Genomic DNA, 24,712 nt, shown 5'->3' with positions numbered 1-24,712 from the left:
AATTGCTCCTACTTCCTATTGTTAGGCCCGCTGCCGTCTCCGTGGAACGAGCGCCTGCAGTTCCGATACGAGCCGCTCGGCTGTGAATCCGACCTCTTTACGCTGTTCCTTGACGGAGCCGTGCTCGACGAAATAATCCGGCACGCCGATGATTTTGATTCGCAGGCCGTATACATTGTGCTGCGAGTAATGCTCCAGCACGCCGCTGCCGAACCCACCGAGCTCCGCCCCTTCCTCCAGAGTCAGGATCGGGATGTCTTCTTTCGCCAACTGGAGAAGCATCGCCTCGTCCATCGGCTTGATAAACCGCGCGTTGATGACGCGAACTTGCACGCCTTCCTTGCTCATCGCCTCAGCCGCTTCCAGAGCAAGCGGAATCATCGGACCAACGGCCAGAATCGCCGCATCGCTTCCCGGACGAAGCACTTCCCAAGTGCCGATCGAAATCGGCTGGAGCGTCTCGTCCATCGGCACCCCAAGTCCGCTTTCCCTCGGATAGCGGTAAGCAATCGGGCCTTCGTTATACTCGAAAGCCGTCTTCATCATATGCCGCAGCTCGTTCTCGTCCTTCGGCATCATCAGCACCATATTCGGGATGCTGCGCAAGTACGCCATATCGTATACCCCTTGATGCGTCTCGCCGTCGGGACCGACAAAGCCCGCACGGTCGATGGCGAACACAACGTTCAGGTTGGCGCGGCAAATATCGTGTACGACCTGGTCGTAAGCTCGCTGCAGGAAGGTCGAGTAAACGGCGAACACCGGCTTCAACCCTTCCTCGGCCAGACCGGCGGAAAACGTAGCGGCATGCTGCTCCGCAATCCCTACATCGAACATCCGGCCGGGAAATTCCTTGGCAAAGCCGAGCAGACCCGAACCGCCGGGCATTGCCGGGGTAATCGCCACAATGCGCTCGTCCTGCTTCGCCAGCTCAATCAGCGTGCTTCCGAATACTTCCGTATACATCGGAGGGCCGACCGTCTTCAAGACTTGGCCGGATTCGATTTTGTACGGGCTGATACCGTGCCATGTGTGGGAATCCGCCTCGGCCGGCGAATAGCCCTTGCCTTTGGTTGTGATCACATGCACAAGGACAGGCCCGTTTACTTTATCCGCTTGCTTCATCGTTTCAAGCAGCAGCGGCAAGTTGTGGCCGTCCACAGGCCCCAGATACGTAAGGCCGAGCTCTTCGAACCAGACGCCGGGGACAACCAAATATTTGAACGAATCCTTCACCCGTTCCGCCGTCTTCGCCAACGTGCCGCCGATGGCCGGAATCTTTTTGATCAGGTGCTCGAATTCTTCCTTTGCCTTCACATAGTGCCGGTCCGAACGAATGCGCGCCAAATAGTGGCTGAGCGCTCCGACGTTGGGGGCGATGGACATTTCGTTATCGTTCAGAATGACCATCAGCTTCCGCTTCTCGTGGCCGATATGGTTCAGAGCCTCCAGAGCCATACCGCCGGTAAGCGCTCCGTCGCCGATCATGGCAACGATCCGGTTCTTCTCGCCCTTCAAATCGCGGGCGACAGCCATCCCCATCGCTGCGGACAGCGAAGTGCTGCTGTGGCCGGCCTCCCAGACGTCATGCTCGCTTTCGGAACGTTTCACGAAGCCGCACAGGCCTTTATATTTGCGCAATGTATCGAACTTGTCTTTTCGACCGGTCAGAATCTTGTGAACATACGACTGGTGACCGACATCGAAAATAAATTTATCCTTCGGACTGTCGAACAAATAGTGCATAGCAATCGTTAACTCGACAACGCCAAGGTTGGGCGCGAGGTGACCGCCGGTGACCGAAAGCTTCTCGACAAGAAAATGTCTCGTTTCCGCAGCCAATTGCTCCAGCTGTTCCACAGTCAGACGTTTCAAGTCCTCAGGCTGATGAATGTGATCGAGCAGCACGCTTGTTCCCTCGCTTTCCATAGTTGGAGTATGCCTAACGAATGGCAGGTAAGAGTCGGTAACGATCTGCTTCATTGCATAGGCTATGTAATGTGTTGAATACGATGCCATTATAGCACAGGACCGTCACGCGCTCAAACGGGACCGGTGCGAAAGCAGCCGCATGAAGGGCGGCTGAACCGGACCAAGCGCTAATGGTCGCGCTTCATTAAATAATCCGCAAGCTCCAGCAGCCGCTCCGGGCGCGGGAAATCCGCCGCCAAAATTGCCTGCTTCGCTTCGCTCGTCAGCTCCCCGACCTTCGTAATCGACGCTTCAATCCCGATAAAATAAGGGTACGTTACTTTCTGCTGCTTGACGTCGCTCTGGACGGGCTTGCCGAGCTTGCTTTCGTCCCCGATCAGATCGAGTACGTCGTCCTGGATTTGAAACGCCAGCCCGATGCACGTGCCGAACCGCTCCAAAGCGGCAAGCTGGGCTTCCGTTCCCCCTGCGATCCGGCCGCCGGCTTTCAAGGAAAAGACGATCAAGTCGCTCGTCTTGTGCAGATGGATATACTCCAGCTCTTCCAGCTTCGTGACTCCCTGTTCCCCAAGCATGTCCGCCGCTTGACCGCCAACCATGCCAGGGGCTCCGGACAGCCGGGCCAGCTCTTCGACGATGTCGATCACGCGGTCGGCCGGAATGTTATGTTTCTTTGCGGATTGAACGACCGAATAGAACGCATGGGTCAGCAAGGCGTCGCCGGCCAGAATCGCCATCGCTTCGCCGTAAACTTTATGATTCGTCGGTTTGCCCCGCCGAAAATCGTCGTTGTCCATGGCGGGAAGATCGTCATGAATAAGCGAATACGTGTGGATCATCTCCACAGCCAACGCTGCGGGAACGGCCGCTTCCGGGCTGCCGCCCAGCGATTCGGCCGCTGCCAGCACCAGAATCGGCCGCAGCCGCTTGCCGCCGGCCATCAAGGAGTACATCATCGATTCGCGAAGCGGGACGGGAATCGCCCACGACGACGGAATCGACTGCTGCAGCTCCCGCTCTATGAGCGAAGCCATATCTCGAATGTATTCTCGGATGCCGGATGACTCGTTCATCGGTTGTCCCCTTTATCGGTTTCCTGCGGTTGAAACGGCTTTTTCGCCAGACCGCCTTCTTCTTCCAGCAAAATTTCGATTTTGCGTTCCACCTGCTCCAGCTTCTGCCCGCACAATTGAGACAGCTTCATGCCCTCTTGAAACAGCTCTATCGCCTTCTCCAGAGGAATATCGCCGCTTTCGAGCTGTGCCACAATGCGCTCAAGCTGGTCCATCGCCTGCTCGAAGCTAGGCGTCGCTTCCTGATTTGACATCGCTTTTCTCCTCCGTCTTCTCCTCCATAGACCAAACATGACAATCGATCCGTCCGTCCATCAGGCGCAGCTTCAAAACATCCCCAATTTGCACCTGCTGAATCGATTTCACGAGCTGTTTCTCTTTCTCGTCGTATACGAGGCCGTACCCCCGCTGCATGATCTTGAGCGGGCTGAGCGCATCCAGCTGGCGCATGGACGATACGAGCTCCTGCTGCTTGCGCCTCAGCACCGCCTGCATCGTCTGACGAAGCAAACGGGCGGACGAGTCCAGCCGCTTCCGGGAGTAAACGACCTGCTCCTTCGGATTAAACGAAGCGAGCTGCCGGTCGGCCTTCATCAGCCGCTCGTGACTTTTCGTCAGGCGGCTGCGCATCTTGTAGCCGAGCTGCTCGCGCATGCGGTCGAGACGTTCCGCCGGCTGCAAAAGCAGCTGCCTGCGGGGATTCGTCAAGTATGGCGACCTCTGGAGCCGCTTCAGTCGCTCTTTGCTGCGCTCCAGTTGCTGGGTCAATCCGCCGTACAATTGCTGGCGCAAGTACCCGATCTGCTGCTTCAGCTCCTGATGATGCGGAACGGCCAGCTCGGCGGCCGCCGTTGGAGTCGGCGCGCGCAGATCGGCGACGAAATCCGCGATCGTGAAATCCGTTTCGTGGCCGACGGCCGAAATGATCGGCAGGTTCGAAGCGAAGATCGCCCGGGCCACCGCCTCTTCGTTGAAGGCCCACAGCTCCTCAAGCGATCCGCCGCCGCGGCCGACGATGAGCACGTCGACTTCGTTTCTCGCGTTCATTTCCTCGATCGCCCTCACGATCGAAGGAGCCGCCTGCTTCCCCTGCACAAGCGCCGGATACAGCAGGATGGGCACGGTCGGATGACGGCGCTGCAGCGTGATAATAATATCGCGAACCGCTGCGCCCGTCGGCGACGTAATAACCCCGATCGCGCGCGGGAAGCGCGGAATCGGCTTCTTTCTCGCCGGAGCGAACAGGCCTTCGGATTCCAGCTTTTTCTTCAGCTGCTCGAATGCCAGATACAAGCTCCCGATGCCATCCGGCTGCATTTGCGTGACATAGAATTGATACTGTCCGTCCCGTTCGTACACCGAGATGTTCCCGCAGGCGATCACCTTCGTCCCTTCTCGGGGAATGAACGGAAGCCGCTGGTTGTAGGAGGCGAACATAATACTTTTTAACCGGCTGTCCGCATCTTTTAACGTAAAATACATATGTCCGCTGGAATGATGGGTAAAATTCGAAATTTCACCCCGCACCCAAACGTCCTGCAGCCGGTCCGTGCCCTCAAGCAGCATTTTAATGTATCGATTCAGCTCTTTGATCGATAAAATTTGTTTTTCTTTCATAACTACGCCCGTTACCGCTAGTTGGTTGCAGAAGCCGCACGCTGTGCCGCTTCAAGCGTATTGCGAAGCAGAATCGTAATCGTCATCGGGCCGACGCAGCCCGGCACCGGCGTTACATAGCTCGCCGTCTCCAGAACGTCGTCAAAATCGACGTCTCCCGCCAGCTTGCCGGTATCGAGCCGGTTGATGCCCACGTCGACGACAACGGCTCCCGGCTTGATGTGGCTGCGGTTGATCATCTTCGCTTTGCCAACCGCCGCGATCAAAATATCCGCCTGGCGCGTAATTTCTTCCATATTTTTCGTGCGCGAGTGACACACCGTTACAGTTGCATTCTCACGAAGCAGCAAAATGGCCATCGGCTTGCCGACGATGTTGCTGCGGCCGATCACGACGGCATGCTTGCCGGCAATTTCAACGCCGACTTTCTTGAGAATCTCAATGACGCCCGCAGGTGTGCAAGGAGCCGGTCCTTCCTTGCCGATCATCAGGTTGCCCACATTGACCGGATGGAAGCAATCAACGTCTTTTTCGACCGCGATCGCTTCGACTACCCGTTCCTCCGAAATATGTCCCGGCAGCGGCGACTGGACAAGAATGCCGTGAATCGCCTTATCGCCATTCAGCTTGGAGATAAGAGCCAGCACATCGGCCTCCGGCGTATGTTCCGGAAGCTTGTACACTTCGGAATGCATGCCCGCTTCTTCACAGGCTTTCGCTTTATTGCGCACGTAGACGTGCGAGGCCGGGTCGTCACCGACGATGACTACCGCAAGTCCTGGCTGTACCCCTTGCTGATTCAACTGCTCGACTTGCTGCTTAATATCGGCGCGGTAAGCGCTGACGATTTCTTTGCCGTTAATGATTTGCGCGGACATGCTTGTTTTCCCCTTTCGCTAGGTCGCTTCTACGCTTCGGACGAACGGCTGCGGATCGTCTCCAGGTCTTTGATCATTTTGCCGAGTACGCCGTTGACGAACTTCCCCGATTCCTCCGTGCCAAAATTTTTGGCCATTTCGATCGCTTCGTTCACGACAACCTTCGGCGGCACATCTTCTCGAAACACCATTTCGTACGTGGCAAGCCGCATAATTTCCCGGTCCACCTTGGACAGCCTGTCCATCTGCCAGCCCTTCAAATAATCGGAAAGCAGGCCGTCGATTTGCCGCTTGTGCTGCATCGTGCCTTCCACGAGCTCAAGCACCTCATGAGGCACAATCTGATCGCGCTCCCGCGTCAGCTGCGCCTCGTCCTCCGTCCGCGCTTCTTCGATTACGTGCGCGATGGCATCGGCCGCTGTCGCTTCGTTCATTTCGATCTGATATAAGCTTTGCACCGCAAGCTCCCTTGCCAATCTTCGTCTCATCCGATCAAATCCTCCTGTGGGTTTGCACTTGCTTCACCAGAATAAACCGGCTGCGTCTTCCTTGTCTTAAGTAGAAGACTTATACATTGTTATTAACCGAAAAAAATCCTTGGGCGTCATCCAAGGATTTTAGCGGAACAGTCTCCATTTGTCCATTAGCCGGCGCCAAGTGTCTTCTGCGGGAAACACCGGCTCGTTCCGGTCCAACCTTTTCCCTATGTAGTATCCAGTATATACGATCAGGATAAAGATTAACATACGCCAGAAGCCGAAGAACAAATAAATGAGGCCAAGGGCGCTTCCGGCCAGAACGCCGATCGTCTTACCCCTGTGCTGTTCCCACAGCTGCTCCCAAATTCGCATCCACATCCGGGGGCTCACCTCTATTCCACTCGACTTTTGAAGGTCGGGGACGATTGTTGAATATTCGCGATAAATACCGTGACGAAAGCTACGGGAATCCCGGTAATTTCCTCGATATGCCGCTTCACGTTCGCCTGCATCTCTTCGGTCATCGCCGGAATGGAATTTTCGCCGTCCACGATGGCGCGAATGACGATTTCAAGTCCGGATTGATTCACTTTGACGCGTGCGCGCAAATCTTGAACGCCGCGCGTCCGGCCTGCCGCTTTCAACGACAAATTCTCCACCGTATCGAGCGAAATGCGGATGTCCCCGAATTCGGTCCGCTGATCGATCGATGGCGACGAAGATTTGCCGCGTCTGACGGACAAGTACAGGAAGCGAAGGCTTAACAGCGCAGCCACCACCGTGGAGCTGATGAAAATAATCGCCGTTCTTAAATCGTAATACACATCGTGAGCGAAATTGCCCGCCGTATTGAAGGAAATCAGGCCGAATGCAGCGAACAGCAAAATGAACGTTGCGATCAGCACGGCCAAGCTGAAAATAAAGAGCAGCAGTCTGTCGAGAACTTTTACCACGAATCCTGACTCCTTCCTAAGATGGAGGAAACCCCCAAACGGTGAAGGATGGGGGTTCAACCGGGGTATTTATTAATTATTTTACGCGATGTGCGGGCGTTTCCGGCTCTTCGACTTTGTCCGCACCTTTGAAAATAACGTCATGAATATGAACGTTCACCTGAACGACGCTAAGTCCGGTCATCGATTCGATGGCCTGCTTGACATTATGCTGAACCGCGCTTGCAACCTCCGGAATCCGCGTGCCGAATTCGATGATGACAGACACGTCAATCGCCGCTTCGCGCTGACCCACTTCAACCTTTACGCCTTTGGACATATTTTTACGTCCGAGAAACTCGGCGATATCTCCGGCAAATCCGCCGCTCATGCCTGCAACGCCGGGCACTTCGACAGTTGCCATACCGGCGATGATCTCGATCACCTCCGGAGCGATCTGAATCGTGCCCATCTCGGTCTTCTCATAATCCGCTGCCAGTGTACTCATGGTCAGGACCTCCTAAACATTTGGCTTGCCCACACCTAAACTTATTGTATACTATACCATTCCCTTAAAAATATGACAACGAAGTGAACCGTGCGCTTAAGAGTCCGGATCGTTCACGTCATGCTCTTCCAAAAACTTGATATCGAAGTCGCCGGCCAAAAACTTTTTATGCTCCAGCAGCTTCAGATGGAATGGAATCGTCGAATGTATGCCTTCGATCGTAAATTCGGCCAAAGCGCGCTTCATTCGCTGGATCGCTTCGTCGCGGTCCTCTCCCCACACGATCAGCTTCGCGATCATCGAATCGTAGTGAGGCGGAATCGTGTAGCCCGGGTATGCGGCGCTGTCGACGCGGACGCCGAAGCCGCCGGGTGGCAAGTAAAATTTGATTTGACCCGCGGAAGGCATGAAATTGCGCTCCGGGTCTTCCGCATTGATCCGGCATTCGATCGCCCAGCCGTTAATGCGCACCTCGTCCTGAGTGAACGAAAGCGGCTCGCCTTCCGCGACACGGATCATTTCTTTAATAATATCGATGCCCGTGATGAGCTCCGTTACCGGGTGCTCCACCTGAATCCGGGTGTTCATTTCCATAAAGTAAAACTGTCCGTCCGGTCCGAGCAAAAACTCCAGCGTACCGGCGCCGGAATAATTGACGGCTTTGGCCGCACGAACAGCCGCTTCGCCCATTCGTTCGCGAATTTCCTCGGTCAGAATCGGACAAGGCGCTTCCTCCACCAGCTTCTGGCGGCGGCGCTGCACCGAACAGTCGCGCTCGCCCAGATGTACCACGTTGCCGTGCTTGTCGGCCAGCACCTGAATTTCGACGTGCTTCATTCCCGTCAAATATTTCTCCAAATAAACGCCCGCATTGCCGAACGCTTTTTGCGCTTCCTGTTGGGCGGTCGTAATTTGCTGGATCAGCATCTCTTCGTTTTCGGCCAGACGAATGCCTTTGCCTCCGCCTCCGGCCGTCGCTTTAATAATGATCGGATAGCCGATCTCGCGTCCCAGACGGATCGCTTCGTCCATATCCTCGACAAGGCCGTCGGAGCCGGGGATCACGGGAACGCCCGCTTCCTTCATCGTCTGCTTCGCGACGGACTTGTCGCCCATCTTGCTGATCGCTTCCGGCGAAGGACCGATGAACGTAATGTTGCAGCTCTCGCAAATTTCGGCGAAGTCGGCGTTCTCCGCCAAAAAGCCATATCCCGGATGAATCGCGTCAGTCTCCGTCAACGTCGCGACGCTCATCAGATTCGTATAATTCAAATAGCTGTCTTTGGAAGCTGTAGGTCCGATACAATAGGCTTCGTCCGCCAAACGGACATGCAGCGCATCGCGGTCCGCCTCCGAGTAGACCGCGACCGTAGAAATTCCGAGCTCACGGCATGCGCGAATAATGCGCACGGCGATTTCCCCACGGTTGGCGATCAATATTTTTTGAAACTTCAATGGGTTCTCCTCCTAGCGGATTATTCCGGTTTCACCAGGAACAACGGTTGGCCGTACTCTACCAACTGGCCGTTCTCGACAAGCACTTCGACGATCTGGCCTTTGACTTCGGCTTCGATCTCGTTCATCAGCTTCATCGCTTCGATGATGCAGACGATCGTCGTTTCCTTCACGCTGCTGCCCTTGGAAACGAACGGCGCCGCTCCCGGAGACGGAGCTTCATAGAACGTGCCGACCATCGGAGAAACAATCGTATGTAAATTGGATGGGATTGCTGCCGGAGTTTCGGCTGCAGGTATGTTGACTGCCGCAGATGTCTGAACGACGGCTTGAGGTGCAGGCTGCTGGGCAACGAGGCTGGCCGCAGGCTGTGCGGCGGTGACGACGACTTGCTCGGTTTTATTCGGTTTACGGATTAAAAGGCGGGAGCCTTCGTTTTCGATCTCTAGTTCGTGCAAAGATGTTTGATCCACCAGCTTGATCAATTCTTTAATTTCGCTTAACTTAAACACGGAATTCACTCCTTTGGGCATCTTGTTGACGGCCGCTCCGCAAGCTGCGGCATCCCCCCGGCCAAACGGCAGGCACACCGACGGCTTGTCCCGCGGCAGCGGTCAACACCGTAAAACAAACGACGTTGTTATTATATCACAATCTTTCGGTAAGAAAAGAGTTTCCTTGCTCCGGGAATAGCGCGAACTTTTCAGCTCCACCGGCTGTCCTGAAAAGCCGCCGCGAATAAGAAAAGAATATGACGAATATCGTCGAACGATGCCGCAAAAAAAGGAGAGCCGGGTTTTCCGGACTCTCCTTGCCTGCATCTTCTCCCGTTTACCGACTTTTACTATACCGGTTTAAGGAATCATTTGTACCGATACGCTGTCAGGGCCGACGCTCAATTCTTTGATCGTTTTGTCGATGATGCTGAGCGCTTGGCTTTTCTCCAGCTTGCTTGCTTGGACGGTAACCTTCCATTTGTTGGAATCTTGGGTTACAACGGCTTGCGGGAAATCTTTCGTCAAGCTTTCTTCGAGATTCGTAACTTTAGCTTCCATATCTTCGATTTTCCGCAGCTCTTCCTGTGCCTTAACGGCAGCTTCGGCCGTTTGTTTCGGGTCTGCGATAACCGTCAGGAGCTGCTCGGCCTTCTTAGCCATCTCCTCGTTGCGCTTAAGCTGAAGGTTTACAAAATAGTCTTTCCCCGACTGGACATTCGCCTGCGCTTGCACTTGCTGCAGCACTTTGGCGTCCGTTTCGTTTTTGGAGACCGGCTGCGCGGCGATCGATGACGTCTCCGCCCCTGTGCTGCTGGATTTGTCGCCTTTACCGGGCTTTTGCTCCGGCTTGCCTTCCGGCTTTTGTTCCGGCTTCATCTCAGGCTTCTGTTCGGGCTTCATTTCCGGTTTTTGCTCCGGCTTCTGCTCGGGTTTCATTTCCGGTTTTTGCTCCGGTTTCACCTCAGGCTTCTGCTCGGGTTTTGCCTCGGGCTTTTGCTCCGGCTTTACCTCAGGCTTCTGTTCGGGCTTCACTTCCGGTTTTTGCCCCGGCTTTTGCTCGCCTCTCGGACCGGCGTTCGCATCGGTAGCCGTAGGATGCGTCGCGTCCGTTTGCCCGGCGCTGATCGTCATTTCCTTCGGCGTCGTTCCCGTCACTTCCACATTGCCCACGTCTTCCGTAAACAAGTAGTAGGCGGACAGCACCACCATCAAACTAAGCATGGATACAAGCCAAATGGTTTGTCTTTTCGAATTCATTGCATATCCTCCTTAACGTTTATCCTTGTTTAAATTGAATGTATCGCACCGGCCTCGTACGGCTTACTGCTTGCGAGGCTGGATCGATATCCGGTGGGCAGGCACATCCAGCCCGCGTTCTACTGCTTCGGTAATCATTTTTTTCACCGTCAGATTTTCTGCGCCCTTGGCGACGACGAGCACGCCGCGGATTTTCGGCTTAATCGTCTTGACGACGAGCGGCTGCTTGCCGCCCGAAACTTCGTAAAGCACTACTTCGCCGTTTCGGGTTACGTCGGTGATATGTCTCGTGGCCCCCTGCGGATCTTTCTCATTGGTAATTTGCTGCGTTTCCTTGGTGTTGCGCTCGACGTTCAGTTCCTCCGTCGACTCAATGGTCACCAGCACTTCCACATCGCCTACTCCGACAATTTTCGACAAGATGTCCCTGAGTTCGGTTTCATACGCTTCCTCATAATCTTTGAACAGGCTTCGCTCTTTACTTCCCTGACCGAAGGCCGGCTTGGTCTGATCGGGAGGAGATGCCCGTCCCGTGCCGATGGGATCCACCTCCTTCACGGTGATAAACGAGTTCAGAATCATAAGCGCGGCGCCTACGAGCCCGAGCAGCAGCACCCATCGAAACGTTTGCGCTCGCTTCGGACCGCCCGGGCCGCCGCCAAGCCACGATTGCATCCTTCTCCGTATCTCTCCCATCCGCATCACCTCCCCGCCGCCAGCTCCAGCCGGATTTGGTCTTCGCCCACCTGCCAATCCTGCTCCAACATCAGTAATATTTGCGTCTTTTTCTGCAACCATTCAGGCGATAGCTTATTTTCATCCGATTCCCTGTTGCTTATCCGGGAAACAGGCCTCGATTGCGGCTCTCCGATGCGGATATCGACACCTGCAACGGGCTCCACCGGTTTAACCGGCTCGATTCCTGTACCTGGCCTTGAAGCCGTATCCGTAACGGACGCAACCGGCGATTGCGGTTCCAAGGCGAGAGAGACGCTGCGGATGACAAGCCGGCCTTCGCTGTCGGCGGCGGTCTCGACCTGAATGCTTCGCACCTTCACCTCGGCCTTCCGCTCGATGCTTCGCTTCATCAGATCGGCAGCCTGCGCCTCCACCAGCTTGCGCGATTGCTCCTGTTGCTTGGTTTTCAGCGCTTCAGCCCGCTGCAGGGTGACGGGCAGCGACTCGACCTCTCCGCTTGCCCCGCCCGCCGGCCGTTCCGGGCTCGCCGCGCCGCTTTTGAACAGCGCATCCTTGACTCGCTCATCCAATTGCGACCGTTGGCCAAGCAGCGAGAAAAGCGGCTGCAGCAGCGTGAGCAGCAGGAACAGGCCGATCACGGTTTTGACGTAGCGCTGCATCGACTGGTTCGGCAGCAGCAGGTCGACGAAGGTGGCGAGCAAGATGACCATGACGATCGACTTGAGCCACCCGCTCAGGAAGTCCAATCGTCATCCTCTCCTTCGCGGGGCGCGATTCAGCGCATCATGACGGATACGTTGCCAGCGGCAATCACGATGGTGATCGCCAGGAAAAACATGAGACCGACGACGGCGAGCGCTGCAAATACGAATATCAAACTTTTACCAATCGTTTCCAAGCACGTGATCATCGGGTTATCTCCCAAGGGCTGCATCACCGCAGCCGATACATTATAGATGAAGGCAAGCGTTAATATTTTGAGCGCCGGGAAGGCGCAGAGCACCAGAAGAATGACAACCCCCGCCAGCCCTACCGCATTTTTCACCAGCAGCGAAGCACCGATCACGGTCTCCGAGGCGTCCGAGAACAACCGCCCGACCACCGGCACGAAGTTGCCGGCAATGTACTTGGCCGTCCGGATCGTCACCCCGTCCGCTGCAGCGCTGCCGATGCCTTGTACCGAAACGACCCCCAAAAATACCGTAACGAAAACTCCAAGACACCCGACGCTGACATTCCGCAGCAAATTGGCAAGCTGGGTTACCTTGTATTTGTCCGACAGCGAGCTGACGATATGCAGCACCGCCGAGAAAAACAGCAGCGGAAATACGATGAAGTAGATCGCCGTCCCGACGGCGTGGATCATGAACACGATCAGCGGGTGCATGACGGTGACCGTCACCACGTTGCCCATAGAGGCGAGCAGCGTAAGCAGCAGCGGCACGACGGCGATCATGAAGTGGATCATATCGGTGATCGCCGATTTCGCATAGCCGATCGCGACGCTGAAGCTGTTGACCGCCATAATCATCAGGACCAGAAACGAAATGGCATAGGCGATTTTGCTGACATTATTTTTCTCGAAGGAGCTCTGCAGCGTTTCCAGCAGCATGCTAAACACGGTAAGAATGACGATGGAAACGAGCAGCTTGCCATTGTAGAGAAGCTCATGAAACAAATATTTGAACAGTCCCGAGAAAACCGAGCCGAGGCCGAAATCCTTGGCGCCGAGCAGCAGCTCCATGAAGCTCGGGGCCCGGCTGTCCGGAAAATATCCGCCGTACTGCCGGGTCAGCCGGCTCCAGAATTGCTCGACCTGATCGAGCGGCAGCCGCTGCGCCTGCTCCCGGATCAGCTCTTCCGCCGGTACGGCGGCATAAGCGACTCCGCAGCAGCCAGCGCCTCCGTCCAACAGGAACGCCGTGAGGAACGCCACGCCTAGCAGCAGTCCAAGCCGGAGCGCGCCGCAGGCAGCGAGTCTCCCAGACGAATGTCGTAATCCTTGCATCCAGCGCCGCCTCATCGCTTCGCCTCCACCCGCTTTTTCATGCCGAGCTGCCCATCTCCGGAGCTACGCGGGAAGCAGCTTGACGACTGTTTCGATGATGGCCGAGACGATCGGAATCGCCATTACCATAATGAGAACTTTGCCGGACAGCTCGATTTTGGAGGCGATCGCTTCCTGGCCGGCATCGCGCACGATTTGGGCGCCAAATTCGGCGATGTAGGCGATGCCGATGATTTTCAGAATTGTCTTCAGAAAAATCAGGTTGATGTTCGCCTTGTTGGCCAGCTCCTCCAGCACTCCGATCACGGCGGTTATTTTGCCGATCAGAAACAGAAAGATCGTAATGCCGGTGAAGGCCGTCAGCAGGAAGGCGAACATCGGCTTTTGCTCCTTGATGATCAGCACCAGCACGGTCGTCACCAACCCGAGCCCTACGATTTGAATGATCTCCACGGGCTTCACCTGCTTTTATTGGAAGAGAAAAATCGTCTTGATCTCTTTAAACAAGCTGTCGAGCAGCCGGACCACCATAAACAGCACGACGACGAAGCCGATCACGGTGACCCAATGCGCCATATCCTCTTTGCCCATCTGCTTCAGCACGGTATGAATCATTGCGATAATGATGCCGATGCCGGCGATCTGGAATATCGCGTTTACGTCCACGTTCATTGGCGGCACCTCACCCTTAAGCCTGGCTCTGCTTCTAATATATTAAAATGACGACTAACGCGCCCATCAGCAGGCCGAGGCTTTTCCACATCTGCTCGTACCGCTCCCGCTCATCCCGCGCAATGTCCGCTTCCCCTTGCAGGCTGCCGACGGCAAGTCTCAGGTGCTTCACCTGGTCATCGCGGTCCGTCAGCCCCAGCGTAGATCCAAGCTGCAGCAAAATGTCCCGCTCCGCCGCTTTCATCGACGTCAATTTCCATCCCCGGCTCACTGCCTGCTCCCAGACAGCCTGTGCGGAACGGCCGCCGGGCTTGCCGAGTTCCTCCGCAGCGGCCGCAAACAAAGCGCCCGCCGGGGAGTCGCCCGCTCTTGCGGCGCGCCGGAGCGCGTCCGGCAGCGGCGTGAAGCCGTAGACGATCTCCGTTTCCAGCCGCTGGAGCATGCGGATCAGATCGGCGATTTGCCTCGGTCGGCGCGACAATTGGGAAGCTTGGTAAAAGCCGAACAGCGTACCTGCCAGCAAAATCAGCATGGCGCCAAGCAGCTTCAGCATGCGGGGTCCTCGTCCTCTTCGCCGGTTCGTTTCATCAGCTTAGCCCCCCTCTCCATGCCAGCCTGTCGTCCAGCCGTTTGCCCTGCTTGTCATAAACGGCCGTTTCCGGGCCCGCTCCCGGCGGTCTGGCCAGTACAACAAAGCGGTCGAACACGCCGTCTTCGAGCAGCTCGCGCAGGATCGGACGGCGCCTGAGCTCCGCGGCGTCCCGGCCGTGGGCGGTAGCGATGACGCCAACGCCGGCATGCAGCGCTTCGTGGATCGCAAGCGCGTCCTCGGCCCGGCCGATCTCGTCGGCCATCAGCACCTCCGGCGACATGGAGCGGATCATCATCATCATGCCTTCCGCCTTCGGACAGCCGTCCAGCACGTCCGTCCGGTACCCGACATCGAAGCGGGGCACCCCTTTGACGCAAGCGGCAATCTCGGAGCGTTCGTCGACGATGCCGATCTTGAAGGACCGGCGCAAGCCGTTGTCCGCTCCTCCCGTGCCCAGTAATCGGGCCAGATCGCGGACCAGCGTCGTCTTTCCCTGCTGCGGAGGAGAGACGATCAGCGTGCGGTACACCCGCTCGCCGCCCGGTTCGAGCAGATAGGGAAGGACCGGCTTGGCGGCATTTTTCCATTCCCGCGCCAGCCGTACGTTGAAGCCGCTGACATCCTTGATGTACTTCACTTTTCCCTGTTCCAGGACGGTTCGTCCGGCGAGGCCGATCCGGTGTCCGCCGGCAACGGTAATGAATCCCCGCTTCAGCTCCTCCTCGAACGTGTACATCGAATGCTGCGTCAGCTGCTCCAGCAGCTCCGCGCAGTCCCGGCGCGACGGCCGGTAGGCTTGCCCGGGATCGTCACACAAGCGGCCCTTGTCCGATACGAAGCCGCAGCCTGAGGCCCAGACGATTTCCAAAGGCCTTTCTTCGCGGATCCGGATTTCTTGCAGCTCGGCTGCAATGCGGGTTGGTAGAGTTGCTAGGATCTGCTGCATAGCGGCAGAGAAGAACGGCAGCAGCGACCGGATCATGGCTATCCCTCCAAGCTGTCCAACTTTTACAATCATATGTATGATGCAATCTACTGAACTATGACCGATTACTTTTTTAAGATTCCAATAAAAATACAGCTCACGCCGATAAGCACCCATAGCATTTTGCCCGCCGACAGCTTATCCGCCATCCCCACGAGTCCGATCGTCGTTGTCGTTAGCAGTACGAAAGGCCCGACCAACGCCAACCCCGAATTGACCAGAAGCGCTTTCTCAATCTGGTTGTAGCGCAGCATCAGCAGCCCCGCCATGATCTCGATGCTGCCCGAGAAGATTCGGATCAGCGCCATACTGAGGACGATTTTATTAATGACCGACATGCGTTTCCCCCCTTCGCATTCCTTATGTAATGTTATGCGGGCCCGTCTTATTTTAGGCTAGCGGGGCACACCATTCGCCCAAAATGCATATGATGACACCGTAATTCAACTTTAAAGTTACTGCGAGGCGATACAAGATGGAGGTTACATCAGCGCTGCAGTGGAACACCCTACTCAGCGATCCGACCGGGCGTCGTACGGAGAAGCCGCGAGCTTTAGGCAAAACGATGGTGATCGACAAAGGCCTTGGGCTTCATGCGCTTGAGGATTTGCTGCAGACGGCAGGCGTCTATATCGACATGCTGAAAATCGGATTCGGCACCTCGCCGCTTTATAAGACGGAGTTGCTTAAGCGAAAAATCGAAATGGCCAAAGCCCACGACATTATCGTCTACCCCGGAGGCACATTTCTTGAGGTGGCGATCCGGCAAGATGCGGTCGATCATTACTTTGATATGGCAGCTTACATGGGCTTCAGCGGTGTCGAAGTGTCGGACGGAACCATCGAGGTACCCCGGAGTTTGCGCAGCGAGTTGATCTCCCGAGGTGTGGAAGCAGGGCTCACCGTCATCACCGAATACGGAAAAAAAGGGTGGGGCTCCACGATCGAATTGGACGAATTGATTGAGACGGTGATTGTGGATACCGGGCTTGGCGCTGCGCTTGTCACGATCGAAGGCCGGGAATCCGGCAAAGGCGTCGGCATCTACGACGCTCAAGGCGCTTGCAAGGATAAGGAAATCGCGCAGGTGCTCAGGCAGGTGCCGAGTCCGGGCGTTCTGCTCTGGGAAGCGCCGCAAAAGGAGCAGCAGGTGCATCTGATGCAAATGCTGGGAGCCGACGTGCATCTGGGCAACGTCGCTCCCTCGGACGTCATCTCGCTCGAAGCGCTCCGTCGGGGGCTCCGTTCGGATACGATGCTTCCCGAAAGGCTGCAATCCGCAGCCGTCGGCCATTCATGGGATTGGCAAATTTGAAGCGGAAGGAGGTCCGGTTTCCATGAATATTCAAGTGATCGCCTCCATAAACGAAGCGAGGTCCGACGATCTACAGCACAAAACCGTTATCGTCATCGATGTGCTTCGTGCGACCTCCACGATGCTGACAGCGCTTGCCGGGGGATGCCGGACGCTTGTCCCGGTCGAAACGGTGAGCCAGGCGAAGAGCTTGCAGAGCCCTGAGACTTTGCTGGGGGGCGAACGTTCGTGCAAAAAAATTCCCGGCTTCGACTTCGGCAATTCTCCTCTGGAGTATACGCCTGAAGCCGTGTCCGGCAAAACGTTAATCATGACGACGACAAACGGCACCCGGGCGATTCATAAGGCCAGGAAAGCGGATCACGTGCTGATCGGCGCTTTCCTGAACGCCGGGGCTTGCGCCCGTAAGGCGGCCTCGCTGGACCAGGAAATCGTACTGGTCTGCTCGGGAGCCCAGGACGTGTTCTCGCTGGAAGACGGCCTATGCGCCGGTCTGCTTGTACACAAGCTGCTTCAGTTGTCCGGCTGCGATCCGGACAGTCCGGCAGCCGCTCAGACGGTCGGCGATTTTGGCCTGGCCATGCTTCACGCCTACCGGCAAGTACAGGACCGTCTGACCGAAATGCTGCTCTCCTGCGCAGGCGGACGACGGCTGACCAAGCTCGGCTTCCGTGAGGATGTGACGTACTGCTCGCAAATCGACCTATTGCCCTTGGCCCCTGTCGTGCGTGCCGGGAAGCTGGAGCCGGAGCACGCCTCCGCCTCGTTCTAGTTCTAAACCAAGCCCTCGTTCATACACTGGAAAAGAAACCATTGGACAAGGGGCCTGACCATGAACGGAGACATTTTGCTGGTAGCGCTGATTATCATCGGTCTGATCGGTCGCTCCCATATTATTACAACGGCAGCGTGCGTGCTGTTGATTATCAAGCTCATCAGTTTGGAACGGTATTTGCCTACCATCGAACGAAGAGGGCTGGAGCTCGGGCTGCTGTTTTTGACGATGGGAGTATTGGTTCCGTTCGCCAGCGAGCGAATTTCCATTAAAGACGTGACGTCGATGTTCACCACTTGGCCGGGGATCTTGGCCTTGGTCGGGGGCGCAATCGCAACGTACATGAACGGCAAAGGCTTGGAGTTATTAAAAATAGACCCACAATTGATTGTGGGTCTTGTCATTGGCTCCATTTTCGGAATTATTTTCTTGAAAGGCATTCCGGTCGGGCCGCTGATGGCCGCCGGCATTACCGCTTTTCTGTTCAAGCTGTTTACGTTCGTCTTCGATAAGCTGCGTTAGCTTATCTTCTTTCGGAAGGGCCGCCCACAAATACGGTCTGATCCGTATCGAGGCCATAAGCGCTGTGCAGCGCCGCGATCACTTCGTTCAGACGGCCGTTTTCAATGACGCAGGACGTCTTGATTTCGGACGTGCTCACCAGCAGAATGCTGATGCCGAGCTCGGAGATGACCTCGAACATTTTCGCAGCCACGCCCGGCGTGCTGACCATGCCCGCGCCAACGATGGATACTTTGACCAGATTGGTTTCGGAGGTCACTTGACGGAAGCCGACTTCCGGACGAATCCCTTCGATGACTTGAAGCGCCTTCTCTTGATCGGACAGCGATACGGTGCAGGAGAAATCGGCGAGACCGTTCTGTACGCCGCTTTGGACGATGATATCCACATCGATTTGCGCTTTGGCCAAGGCAGTGAAGACTTTAGCCAATTGCCCCGGCTTTTCTTCCACTCCCAAAATACTGATTCTCGCCACATTTTTGTCGTAAGCAATGCCGCGTACTACGATGCCTTGTTCCATCGCCGCTTCCTCCTTCACATTCGTGCCCTGATTATGATTGAAGCTGGATCTGACGACCAGCTGTACATTGTAATTTTTGGCGTATTCCACGGCGCGCGGATGCAGAACCGCCGCTCCGAGATTGGCAAGCTCCAGCATTTCGTCGTACGAAATTTCGTTCAGCTTGCGCGCGCACTTCACGATCCGCGGATCGGTGGAATAAATGCCGTCCACATCGGTGAAAATTTCGCACACGTCCGCTTCAATGGCAGCCGCCAGCGCTACGGCCGTCGTATCCGACCCGCCGCGTCCGAGCGTCGTAATCTCGCCTTCTTCCGTCATGCCTTGGAAGCCCGCGACGATGACGATTTTGCCGGCTGCGATCGCATTGCGGATACGGTCCGGGCGGATATCGGTAATGCGCGCCTTGCCATGAAGCGCTTCCGTATACATGCCGGCTTGCCAGCCCGTAAACGAAACGGCTTCGTGCCCGAGGCTGTGGATCGTCATCGCCAGCAGCGCAACCGAAACCTGCTCGCCCGTCGTCAGCAGCATGTCCATTTCTCGCGCCGGCGGCGTGCCGGGGCACAGTTGTTTGGACAAATCGATCAAATCGTCCGTTGTATCTCCCATGGCCGAAACGACGACGACACAACCGTGGCCTTCAAGCTTTCTTTCCACGATGCGGTTCGCCACCCGCTTCATCCGCTCCGCGTCACCTACGGAGCTCCCGCCGAATTTCATCACTATCAGAGACAAAGCTGCTCACTCCCTACGCAAACTTTTACATAACTAGTGAGTTATTATATCATATGCCCTATCTCTCTTGAAATAGTAAAATATCAACCCGAGCAGACGGATAGCGCGAAACCTCCGTTCTCCTCCATTGTTGTAAGTAACTTCCTCGTTCCGCCGCAGCGCGCTTCAGCCAAATGTGCCTGATAGGCCCGGCTCGTTCCCGCCTCGGTCACGACATAGACCCGTTCTTTGCCTAGATTGCGACACCAGGCAAGAAAGCGGTCCGCCTGTTGGGCGAAGAGCAAGCCTGGCAGTGTATGAATGCCCTGCAGCCACAAATATTCGGGCAAGTCGGCCGGCAGCTGCCACTTGGGGAACCGGCCCGCAAGCCGGCCAGGCTCCAAAGGCGTGTCACAAGGCATCGTATGAAAATCGTAACGGAAAGGATATTGGCGCGGACCTGCGAGCGGATGCACAAACCGGGCGACGGGCATCCCTTCGCACCAGAGCTCCGCCGTTTGGAGCATTCGCAGCGTCGGACCGGCAACGACCGCGTCCGTATCCGAGAGCGGCTTCAAGCTTCGAAGCCGAAGCGCTTCCGTTCTGCCTCGTTCCGTGAGCTGCGGATCCTTCATTTCCCGGCTTCCGGGCAAACCGAGCGAATGCTGTGATTCACCGTGAATGACGAATACCAAATCCATCATGCTCCCCCCAGTCCATCGTTTTCCCTAGGCAAAAAGCTTCTGTTCATTTATACGAAACCGGCGAGTCCTTCATGCTGCCTGGCGTCAGCTCCGCCCGGGAAACTACGACCGGTTCCGCCGATTGGCCCATCTCCGCAAGAGCGGCTGCAGGGCGAAGGCGTACAAGGCGGCGCTGCCGGCGAACGTCAGGACGTAGAGCCATCCGGACGGGCCCGCCGTCAGCCCGAAGGAAACCTGCGATTCCATCCCTTGCTTGCTCGAATAAGCGTCGACCATCTTCGGCACATATCGCATAGTAAGTAGCATCCCCGAAACGACTTGCACGATAACATACACAATATGAACCGCCGCTGCGAACATAAGGGCATTCCTTATCGTTTTAACCATCCGATTCACTCCTTGAATCCGTCATCTCCAGTTTGCATACCATCCAGTATTCGTCGTAGTACTCGCCGCCGATTTTCAGCGCATTAGGTTCGGTTCCGAAAATTTCGAATCCGGCCGAACGGTACAATCGAACCGCCGGTTCGTTGACGGTCACCACGGCCAAATAAACCTGCTCCAGCCCGTCCAGCGAGCTTACCTCCTCCAGCACATGCCGGAGCAGTGCGGTGGCGATCCCTTTCCCCTGATGGGCGCTGTCCACATACACTCCCCAGAGCATGCCCTTATGAGCCAGGTTGCGCGAAGACTCTCGGCGAAAGCCGATCATGCCCATCAATTCGTTGTTCTCACCGAACGCCCCTAGAAGAAACTGGTCCGCCGAATTCGGAAAACGGCGGCGAACCTCGTCCATACCGGTAAGCGACGCGTCCTCGTAGTTCGATCCGAACGATTCGGGGTGTTCTTTGAGCGATTTTAACCGCAAGCTCCAAAATGCCTCCACGTCTTGAGGCTCCAGTTTACGAAGTAGCATGACTTCTCCTCACTTTTTAATAGATGTAAAAAAACGATTGACTCTGACATCAATGTCACGGTCTATAATAAAACTACGATCCGCAATTCACCCGAAGGAGGGATGGCCCTGAAAATCGGCGAGCTGTCCAAGGCGACCGGAGCCAGCATCCGATCGCTCCGTTATTACGAGCAACAAGGGCTTATCGCGCCGGCCCGCACCGAAAGCGGCTACCGGGAATATCACAAATTCGCCGTAGAGCAGGTCAAAACGATCCGGTTGTATCTGAATCTGGGCTTGTCTACCGAGCAGATTGCCGGTTTTCTGCACTGCGTGCTGTTGAACAAAGAAGCGTTCTGCAACGAGGTATTGCCCGTGTATCAGCAGAAGCTGAAGGAAATCGACGAGCAAATCCAGACGCTGGTCCGGATCAGGTCCAATCTGGAGGAGCGCATCGAATCTATTCTATCGGAACGAACCGATAACGAATCTATGGAGGGAACGAACGATGAGTCTTAAAACAAGCAACGATGCCGAATTTTCCGGAGATATCCGCAAATCCGAACTGACCTTGGTCGATTTTACCGCCGTGTGGTGCCCGCCGTGCAAAAGGCTGATCCCGCTGCTGGAGGAGCTCGGGCAAGAGCTGGGAGAGCGCGTGACGATTCTGAAGGTAGACGTCGACGCTTCGCCGAACATTGCGGCCCGCTTCGGGGTGATGTCGATGCCGACGGTCATCCTGCTCAAGGATGGCGAACCTGTCGAAAGGCTGGTCGGCTTGAGGCCGAAAGAGACATATCGTAGCTTGATTGCCAAACACTCGGCCGCGGCTTCCCACTAACCAGCCGGGCACCGGTCATACTCCGCCATCCGTACCTCTTCCTGTTCATCGTACCATATTTTGGCGTATGGTGGAATTCCCTGCATGTCGGATGATTTTGTCGGAAACTTCGCCTAACCCAAAAGGGCTGGCGCGCCTTAGCCGCCAGCCTCCATGCTCCACTCCCCTTGTTCAATCGCCAAGGTTCGGACCGGACGTCCGAACTCCCGATCGATTCCCCGCTCCACAATAAGCTCATCCGGTTCGTCATGCTGCGGATCGTCCCAGTCCAGCCATTGCAAGCGGCCGAAGCTGCAGGATCGGTACGCCTTCCCGTCCTTTACCCGGACATAGACCAAATCGCCTCCGGCCAAATAGCTCACGATCGCTTGGCCTGCGTTCCGTTCCGACGGGAACCGGGTCAACCAAATCTCGATTAGCCGGCTGCGCCCGGGCGAGGCGGACAAATCGGCACGGCTGCGCCAATGGGAGGCGATGATGTCGGTCCACTGCCGGGTCCAACGCTTCTTGGTGAACACCTCGGCGACCTCGGTCGCTTTTTGCTTGAAGGAAACGAGCTTCGCCGGATCGTCCAGCAAGCTGCCGATGGCTTGCCTCAGGGCATGGGCGTTCGGCTCGATGAGCAGCCCGTTGTACCCGTCGATGACGAGGTCCGTTAAGCCGCCGATCCGGGTGGCAATGACCGCATTCCCGGAAGCCATCGCCTCCAGACAGGACAAGCTCGTGCCCTCGCTGTATAGCGTCGGGATCAGCGAGATATCCGCCTGCCGGTAAGCCTGCGGCATGTCGTCAAGCTTAAGCGAGTACCGTTTAATGCGACCGGGCCACCGTTTGATTTTGATATCTACATGCCGAAGGTCGTCATCGAGCCCCTGCCCGACGAAATGAAAATCGACATTGGAATATTTAAGCAAAATTTGATCGATCACTTCCAGCACCAGGTACAATCCTCTCGCATGGTATAATCTCCGGGGATATAAGATGACGATACGGCCGCCCGGCTTGTCGTAATCGGGTCTTGGCGTGAATTCGTCCGTATCGACGTAGTTCGGAATCACTTTGATCGTGTGGCCCAAAGCATAATCGACCGTCTGCAGCCAGTTCGCCGAATTCGTATCTACCGATACCAGCGTTCCGCACAGGCGGGCCCCTTCGATAAAACGCCGGTTCGTTTCCCAGAAAACCGTCCCGTCCGGATAACTGCAATCCGGGTTATCCCAGCTCACGCCGTGAATAATACCGATACCCGTACCGCTCGTTTCATAGGGCCACGCGTTGAAAAAGGCGGAATAGATCGTCAGTGCCGAACGCTCGGCCGTCTGCTCCTGAAACAACCGGCTGTACGTTTTGACGGCGGGGATCGTATATTGCTTCGCGTGCTGTCCGCCTCTGGATAAAGACACGACGTCGATGCCGCGAACCCGGCGCAGCCACGCATCATGGCCGTACTGGTAGACGGTAAGCGGCACCCCCTGCTGCTCCATCAGCCGATGCAAATCTGTCAAATACCGCTCCGCTCCGCCGTTATAGAACTTCTCCCCCTCATAATCCAGAAAGGTAACCGTCATCACCGCCGTCTTGCCAGCCGGATCGTAATTGGCATACGCCTTCCAGGCTTCCAGACGCTCCTCCAGCAGACGCTCCGCTTGATCCGTCCGCTCCGACCATTGGTGTCCCGCGGCGAAACGCCCCCCTTCCCGGGCCGCTACCGCAGCGAATTCCGGAGCCAGGACCGATTCGAGCGCCGCTTCGAATTCGTCGGCGCCTTCCGCCAGACGCAGGATGTCGGTCTGGTACGCCGTCAGCTCCAGCAGCGGCGTGGACACGACCGGAAGGCCAAGCGCTGTATATTCGAAAAATTTGACGGGAGACACGCTGTTGGTCGTTTCGTTGACGCGGAATGGAATGATGGCCGCATGGAACCATTTTCCATAGTGTGCCAGTTGATGGTACGGCTTCATCCCGAGCAGGCGGACGTTGGGCGCAGCGAGTTTATCCCTGGGAATGCCCGGCTTGCCAATAATGATGAACTGCCACTCCGGCTTTCTGCGGGCCAGTTCCAGCACCAGCTCGTCGTCGAACCATTCTTCCACCGCTCCGAAATATCCGATGACCGGGGAGCCTGCTGCGACAAACGGGGCCATATCCCCGGGAATGAAGCCCCGTGGCATGTCGAAATCTTCGATTCTCGCAGCGTTAGGCAAATAATGGGCGTCGGGCCGTTCCTTCACATACCTCTGCAGCGATTTCGCGGAATAGGTCACGATATCCGCTTGGACCGTCGTTTGACGGTGCTTCTCCAGCATGTTCTCATCGTATAACGAAAAAAATTCAAGACAATCGAGCACATCGTACCAAAGCACCTTATGCGGCAATAAGTCCGCCCAAGCCATCTGCATCAGCCAAGTACACAGCACAATAACGGATTGGCTGCGCAGCGCAGGAAGCAAATACGCTTCACCGCTCACGACGAAAAGGTTCGGCTCGACTTCGCGGAGCTGAAATGGCTCGCCGGTAGGATCGCAAAAGAAACAAAGATAACCTCGTCGGGCAAATTCTTTCAGCAGCTGCTGCGGACGCTGGAGCGGCTCCCAGGGAACGGCTTCGGGGAATACGACGATCGCTTTGAATGCTTTATTCCCCATCATCTTCATCACTTCCGTTGCATGCCGATCGATCGGACCATGCAGGAAGCTGGCATAATACTGCTGCCTGTAATGATATTCCGAACGAAAGTGCGGTTTCTTCTCTGCCGTCACCTTCCTCTACCTCCCCATCGTTGCCGAATCAAACGGCGGTCAGCATCCGTTCCGTTTTCTTCCAGAAATTAGGTCAATTC

Annotated in this window: 30 protein-coding genes; 5 read left to right on the top strand and 25 right to left on the bottom strand. The window is 56.1% G+C overall.

All coding sequences use genetic code 11. The features are described 5' to 3' along the window. Positions 1 to 21 precede the first annotated feature (21 nt). The 20 genes from dxs to KQX66_RS16380 all read right to left on the bottom strand — a co-directional run bounded on the left by dxs (position 22) and on the right by KQX66_RS16380 (position 15,922). Positions 22 to 1,929, bottom strand: coding sequence for a 1-deoxy-D-xylulose-5-phosphate synthase (gene dxs / locus KQX66_RS16475; RefSeq protein WP_216793921.1), 1,908 nt, complete (start codon positions 1,927 to 1,929; stop codon positions 22 to 24). 170 nt (positions 1,930 to 2,099) lie between these two features. Continuing rightward, on the bottom strand, positions 2,100 to 3,005 hold the full coding sequence (locus tag KQX66_RS16470; protein ID WP_216793920.1) for a polyprenyl synthetase family protein: 906 nt from the start codon (positions 3,003 to 3,005) through the stop codon (positions 2,100 to 2,102). Further along, the gene (xseB, locus tag KQX66_RS16465; RefSeq protein WP_090665606.1) at positions 3,002 to 3,259 is read right to left on the bottom strand and encodes an exodeoxyribonuclease VII small subunit; all 258 of its coding nucleotides are present in this window, start codon (positions 3,257 to 3,259) and stop codon (positions 3,002 to 3,004) included. Before xseB ends, KQX66_RS16470 begins: the two co-directional genes overlap by 4 nt. After that, on the bottom strand, positions 3,234 to 4,622 hold the full coding sequence (xseA, locus tag KQX66_RS16460) for an exodeoxyribonuclease VII large subunit (RefSeq protein ID WP_216793919.1): 1,389 nt from the start codon (positions 4,620 to 4,622) through the stop codon (positions 3,234 to 3,236). Before xseA ends, xseB begins: the two co-directional genes overlap by 26 nt. A 17-nt stretch (positions 4,623 to 4,639) precedes the next feature. Beyond that, the gene (gene folD, locus KQX66_RS16455) at positions 4,640 to 5,500 is read right to left on the bottom strand and encodes a bifunctional methylenetetrahydrofolate dehydrogenase/methenyltetrahydrofolate cyclohydrolase FolD (RefSeq protein WP_216793918.1); all 861 of its coding nucleotides are present in this window, start codon (positions 5,498 to 5,500) and stop codon (positions 4,640 to 4,642) included. 29 nt (positions 5,501 to 5,529) lie between these two features. Next, positions 5,530 to 5,988 carry a transcription antitermination factor NusB gene (gene nusB / locus KQX66_RS16450; protein ID WP_127460141.1) on the bottom strand — a complete coding sequence of 153 codons (459 nt, stop codon included), beginning with the start codon at positions 5,986 to 5,988 and terminating at the stop codon, positions 5,530 to 5,532. 129 nt (positions 5,989 to 6,117) lie between these two features. Continuing rightward, positions 6,118 to 6,357 carry a DUF2273 domain-containing protein gene (locus KQX66_RS16445; RefSeq protein ID WP_054976928.1) on the bottom strand — a complete coding sequence of 80 codons (240 nt, stop codon included), beginning with the start codon at positions 6,355 to 6,357 and terminating at the stop codon, positions 6,118 to 6,120. 14 nt (positions 6,358 to 6,371) lie between these two features. After that, positions 6,372 to 6,932, bottom strand: a complete 561-nt coding sequence (gene amaP / locus KQX66_RS16440; RefSeq protein WP_216793917.1) for an alkaline shock response membrane anchor protein AmaP — start codon at positions 6,930 to 6,932, stop codon at positions 6,372 to 6,374. Between the two features lie 76 nt (positions 6,933 to 7,008). After that, a complete protein-coding gene (locus KQX66_RS16435; RefSeq protein ID WP_216793916.1) occupies positions 7,009 to 7,419 on the bottom strand; it encodes an Asp23/Gls24 family envelope stress response protein in 411 nt (136 codons plus the stop codon). Positions 7,420 to 7,515: 96 nt separating this feature from the next. Beyond that, positions 7,516 to 8,874 carry an acetyl-CoA carboxylase biotin carboxylase subunit gene (gene accC / locus KQX66_RS16430; RefSeq protein WP_216793915.1) on the bottom strand — a complete coding sequence of 453 codons (1,359 nt, stop codon included), beginning with the start codon at positions 8,872 to 8,874 and terminating at the stop codon, positions 7,516 to 7,518. Between the two features lie 20 nt (positions 8,875 to 8,894). After that, entirely contained in the window at positions 8,895 to 9,386 is a 492-nt protein-coding gene (gene accB, locus KQX66_RS16425) for an acetyl-CoA carboxylase biotin carboxyl carrier protein (RefSeq protein ID WP_216793914.1), read from the bottom strand. Between the two features lie 342 nt (positions 9,387 to 9,728). Continuing rightward, positions 9,729 to 10,628 (bottom strand): SpoIIIAH-like family protein, encoded by a 900-nt coding sequence (locus KQX66_RS16420; RefSeq protein WP_216793913.1) that lies wholly within the window; start codon positions 10,626 to 10,628, stop codon positions 9,729 to 9,731. Positions 10,629 to 10,691: 63 nt separating this feature from the next. After that, positions 10,692 to 11,324: a stage III sporulation protein AG gene (gene spoIIIAG, locus KQX66_RS16415; RefSeq protein WP_216793912.1), complete on the bottom strand. Its 633-nt coding sequence runs from the start codon at positions 11,322 to 11,324 to the stop codon at positions 10,692 to 10,694. 5 nt (positions 11,325 to 11,329) lie between these two features. Further along, positions 11,330 to 12,073, bottom strand: a complete 744-nt coding sequence (gene spoIIIAF, locus KQX66_RS16410) for a stage III sporulation protein AF (protein WP_216793911.1) — start codon at positions 12,071 to 12,073, stop codon at positions 11,330 to 11,332. 29 nt (positions 12,074 to 12,102) lie between these two features. Further along, positions 12,103 to 13,335: a stage III sporulation protein AE gene (gene spoIIIAE / locus KQX66_RS16405; RefSeq protein ID WP_216793910.1), complete on the bottom strand. Its 1,233-nt coding sequence runs from the start codon at positions 13,333 to 13,335 to the stop codon at positions 12,103 to 12,105. Positions 13,336 to 13,398: 63 nt separating this feature from the next. After that, the gene (gene spoIIIAD / locus KQX66_RS16400) at positions 13,399 to 13,788 is read right to left on the bottom strand and encodes a stage III sporulation protein AD (protein WP_010499064.1); all 390 of its coding nucleotides are present in this window, start codon (positions 13,786 to 13,788) and stop codon (positions 13,399 to 13,401) included. A gap of 15 nt (positions 13,789 to 13,803) precedes the next feature. After that, a complete protein-coding gene (gene spoIIIAC, locus KQX66_RS16395) occupies positions 13,804 to 14,007 on the bottom strand; it encodes a stage III sporulation protein AC (protein WP_010499062.1) in 204 nt (67 codons plus the stop codon). A gap of 34 nt (positions 14,008 to 14,041) precedes the next feature. After that, positions 14,042 to 14,560, bottom strand: coding sequence for a stage III sporulation protein SpoIIIAB (spoIIIAB, locus tag KQX66_RS16390; RefSeq protein WP_216793909.1), 519 nt, complete (start codon positions 14,558 to 14,560; stop codon positions 14,042 to 14,044). 34 nt (positions 14,561 to 14,594) lie between these two features. Continuing rightward, positions 14,595 to 15,581: a stage III sporulation protein AA gene (spoIIIAA, locus tag KQX66_RS16385; RefSeq protein ID WP_216793908.1), complete on the bottom strand. Its 987-nt coding sequence runs from the start codon at positions 15,579 to 15,581 to the stop codon at positions 14,595 to 14,597. Between the two features lie 68 nt (positions 15,582 to 15,649). Further along, positions 15,650 to 15,922 carry a YqhV family protein gene (locus KQX66_RS16380; RefSeq protein ID WP_090665576.1) on the bottom strand — a complete coding sequence of 91 codons (273 nt, stop codon included), beginning with the start codon at positions 15,920 to 15,922 and terminating at the stop codon, positions 15,650 to 15,652. A gap of 137 nt (positions 15,923 to 16,059) precedes the next feature. On the opposite strand from KQX66_RS16380, the gene comA reads away from it, so the two are divergent. Genes comA through KQX66_RS16365 form a run of 3 tightly spaced genes read left to right on the top strand, consistent with a single transcriptional unit; the run spans position 16,060 to position 18,196 of the window. Next, positions 16,060 to 16,899, top strand: a complete 840-nt coding sequence (gene comA, locus KQX66_RS16375) for a phosphosulfolactate synthase (protein ID WP_216793907.1) — start codon at positions 16,060 to 16,062, stop codon at positions 16,897 to 16,899. A 22-nt stretch (positions 16,900 to 16,921) separates the two neighbouring features. Then, positions 16,922 to 17,671 (top strand): 2-phosphosulfolactate phosphatase, encoded by a 750-nt coding sequence (locus tag KQX66_RS16370; RefSeq protein WP_216793906.1) that lies wholly within the window; start codon positions 16,922 to 16,924, stop codon positions 17,669 to 17,671. Positions 17,672 to 17,731: 60 nt separating this feature from the next. After that, positions 17,732 to 18,196, top strand: coding sequence for a DUF441 domain-containing protein (locus KQX66_RS16365; protein WP_010499056.1), 465 nt, complete (start codon positions 17,732 to 17,734; stop codon positions 18,194 to 18,196). A 1-nt stretch (position 18,197) separates the two neighbouring features. Here the strand turns inward: KQX66_RS16365 and KQX66_RS16360 are convergent, their stop codons facing one another. From KQX66_RS16360 to KQX66_RS16345, 4 genes are all read right to left on the bottom strand, one after another. Continuing rightward, the gene (locus KQX66_RS16360) at positions 18,198 to 19,454 is read right to left on the bottom strand and encodes an aspartate kinase (protein WP_216793905.1); all 1,257 of its coding nucleotides are present in this window, start codon (positions 19,452 to 19,454) and stop codon (positions 18,198 to 18,200) included. Positions 19,455 to 19,537: 83 nt separating this feature from the next. Then, positions 19,538 to 20,134, bottom strand: a complete 597-nt coding sequence (locus KQX66_RS16355) for a histidine phosphatase family protein (RefSeq protein ID WP_253957198.1) — start codon at positions 20,132 to 20,134, stop codon at positions 19,538 to 19,540. A gap of 105 nt (positions 20,135 to 20,239) precedes the next feature. Continuing rightward, positions 20,240 to 20,524, bottom strand: coding sequence for a hypothetical protein (locus KQX66_RS16350; RefSeq protein ID WP_216793904.1), 285 nt, complete (start codon positions 20,522 to 20,524; stop codon positions 20,240 to 20,242). Continuing rightward, entirely contained in the window at positions 20,517 to 21,053 is a 537-nt protein-coding gene (locus KQX66_RS16345) for a GNAT family N-acetyltransferase (protein WP_216793903.1), read from the bottom strand. The genes KQX66_RS16350 and KQX66_RS16345 overlap by 8 nt, the downstream gene beginning before the upstream one ends. 108 nt (positions 21,054 to 21,161) lie before the next feature. Here KQX66_RS16345 and KQX66_RS16340 point away from each other — a divergent pair, with 108 nt between their 5' ends. Beyond that, on the top strand, positions 21,162 to 21,551 hold the full coding sequence (locus tag KQX66_RS16340; protein WP_216793954.1) for a MerR family transcriptional regulator: 390 nt from the start codon (positions 21,162 to 21,164) through the stop codon (positions 21,549 to 21,551). Continuing rightward, the gene (trxA, locus tag KQX66_RS16335) at positions 21,541 to 21,873 is read left to right on the top strand and encodes a thioredoxin (RefSeq protein ID WP_216793902.1); all 333 of its coding nucleotides are present in this window, start codon (positions 21,541 to 21,543) and stop codon (positions 21,871 to 21,873) included. Before KQX66_RS16340 ends, trxA begins: the two co-directional genes overlap by 11 nt. A 137-nt stretch (positions 21,874 to 22,010) precedes the next feature. On the opposite strand, the gene KQX66_RS16330 is transcribed toward trxA, so the two are convergent. Further along, on the bottom strand, positions 22,011 to 24,632 hold the full coding sequence (locus KQX66_RS16330; protein ID WP_216793901.1) for a glycosyltransferase: 2,622 nt from the start codon (positions 24,630 to 24,632) through the stop codon (positions 22,011 to 22,013). Positions 24,633 to 24,712: the final 80 nt, after the last annotated feature.

The organism is Paenibacillus oleatilyticus (assembly GCF_018998565.1).
Lineage (GTDB): Bacteria > Bacillota > Bacilli > Paenibacillales > NBRC-103111 > Paenibacillus_G > Paenibacillus_G oleatilyticus.
This window is presented reverse-complemented; position numbering and strand designations above follow the sequence as displayed.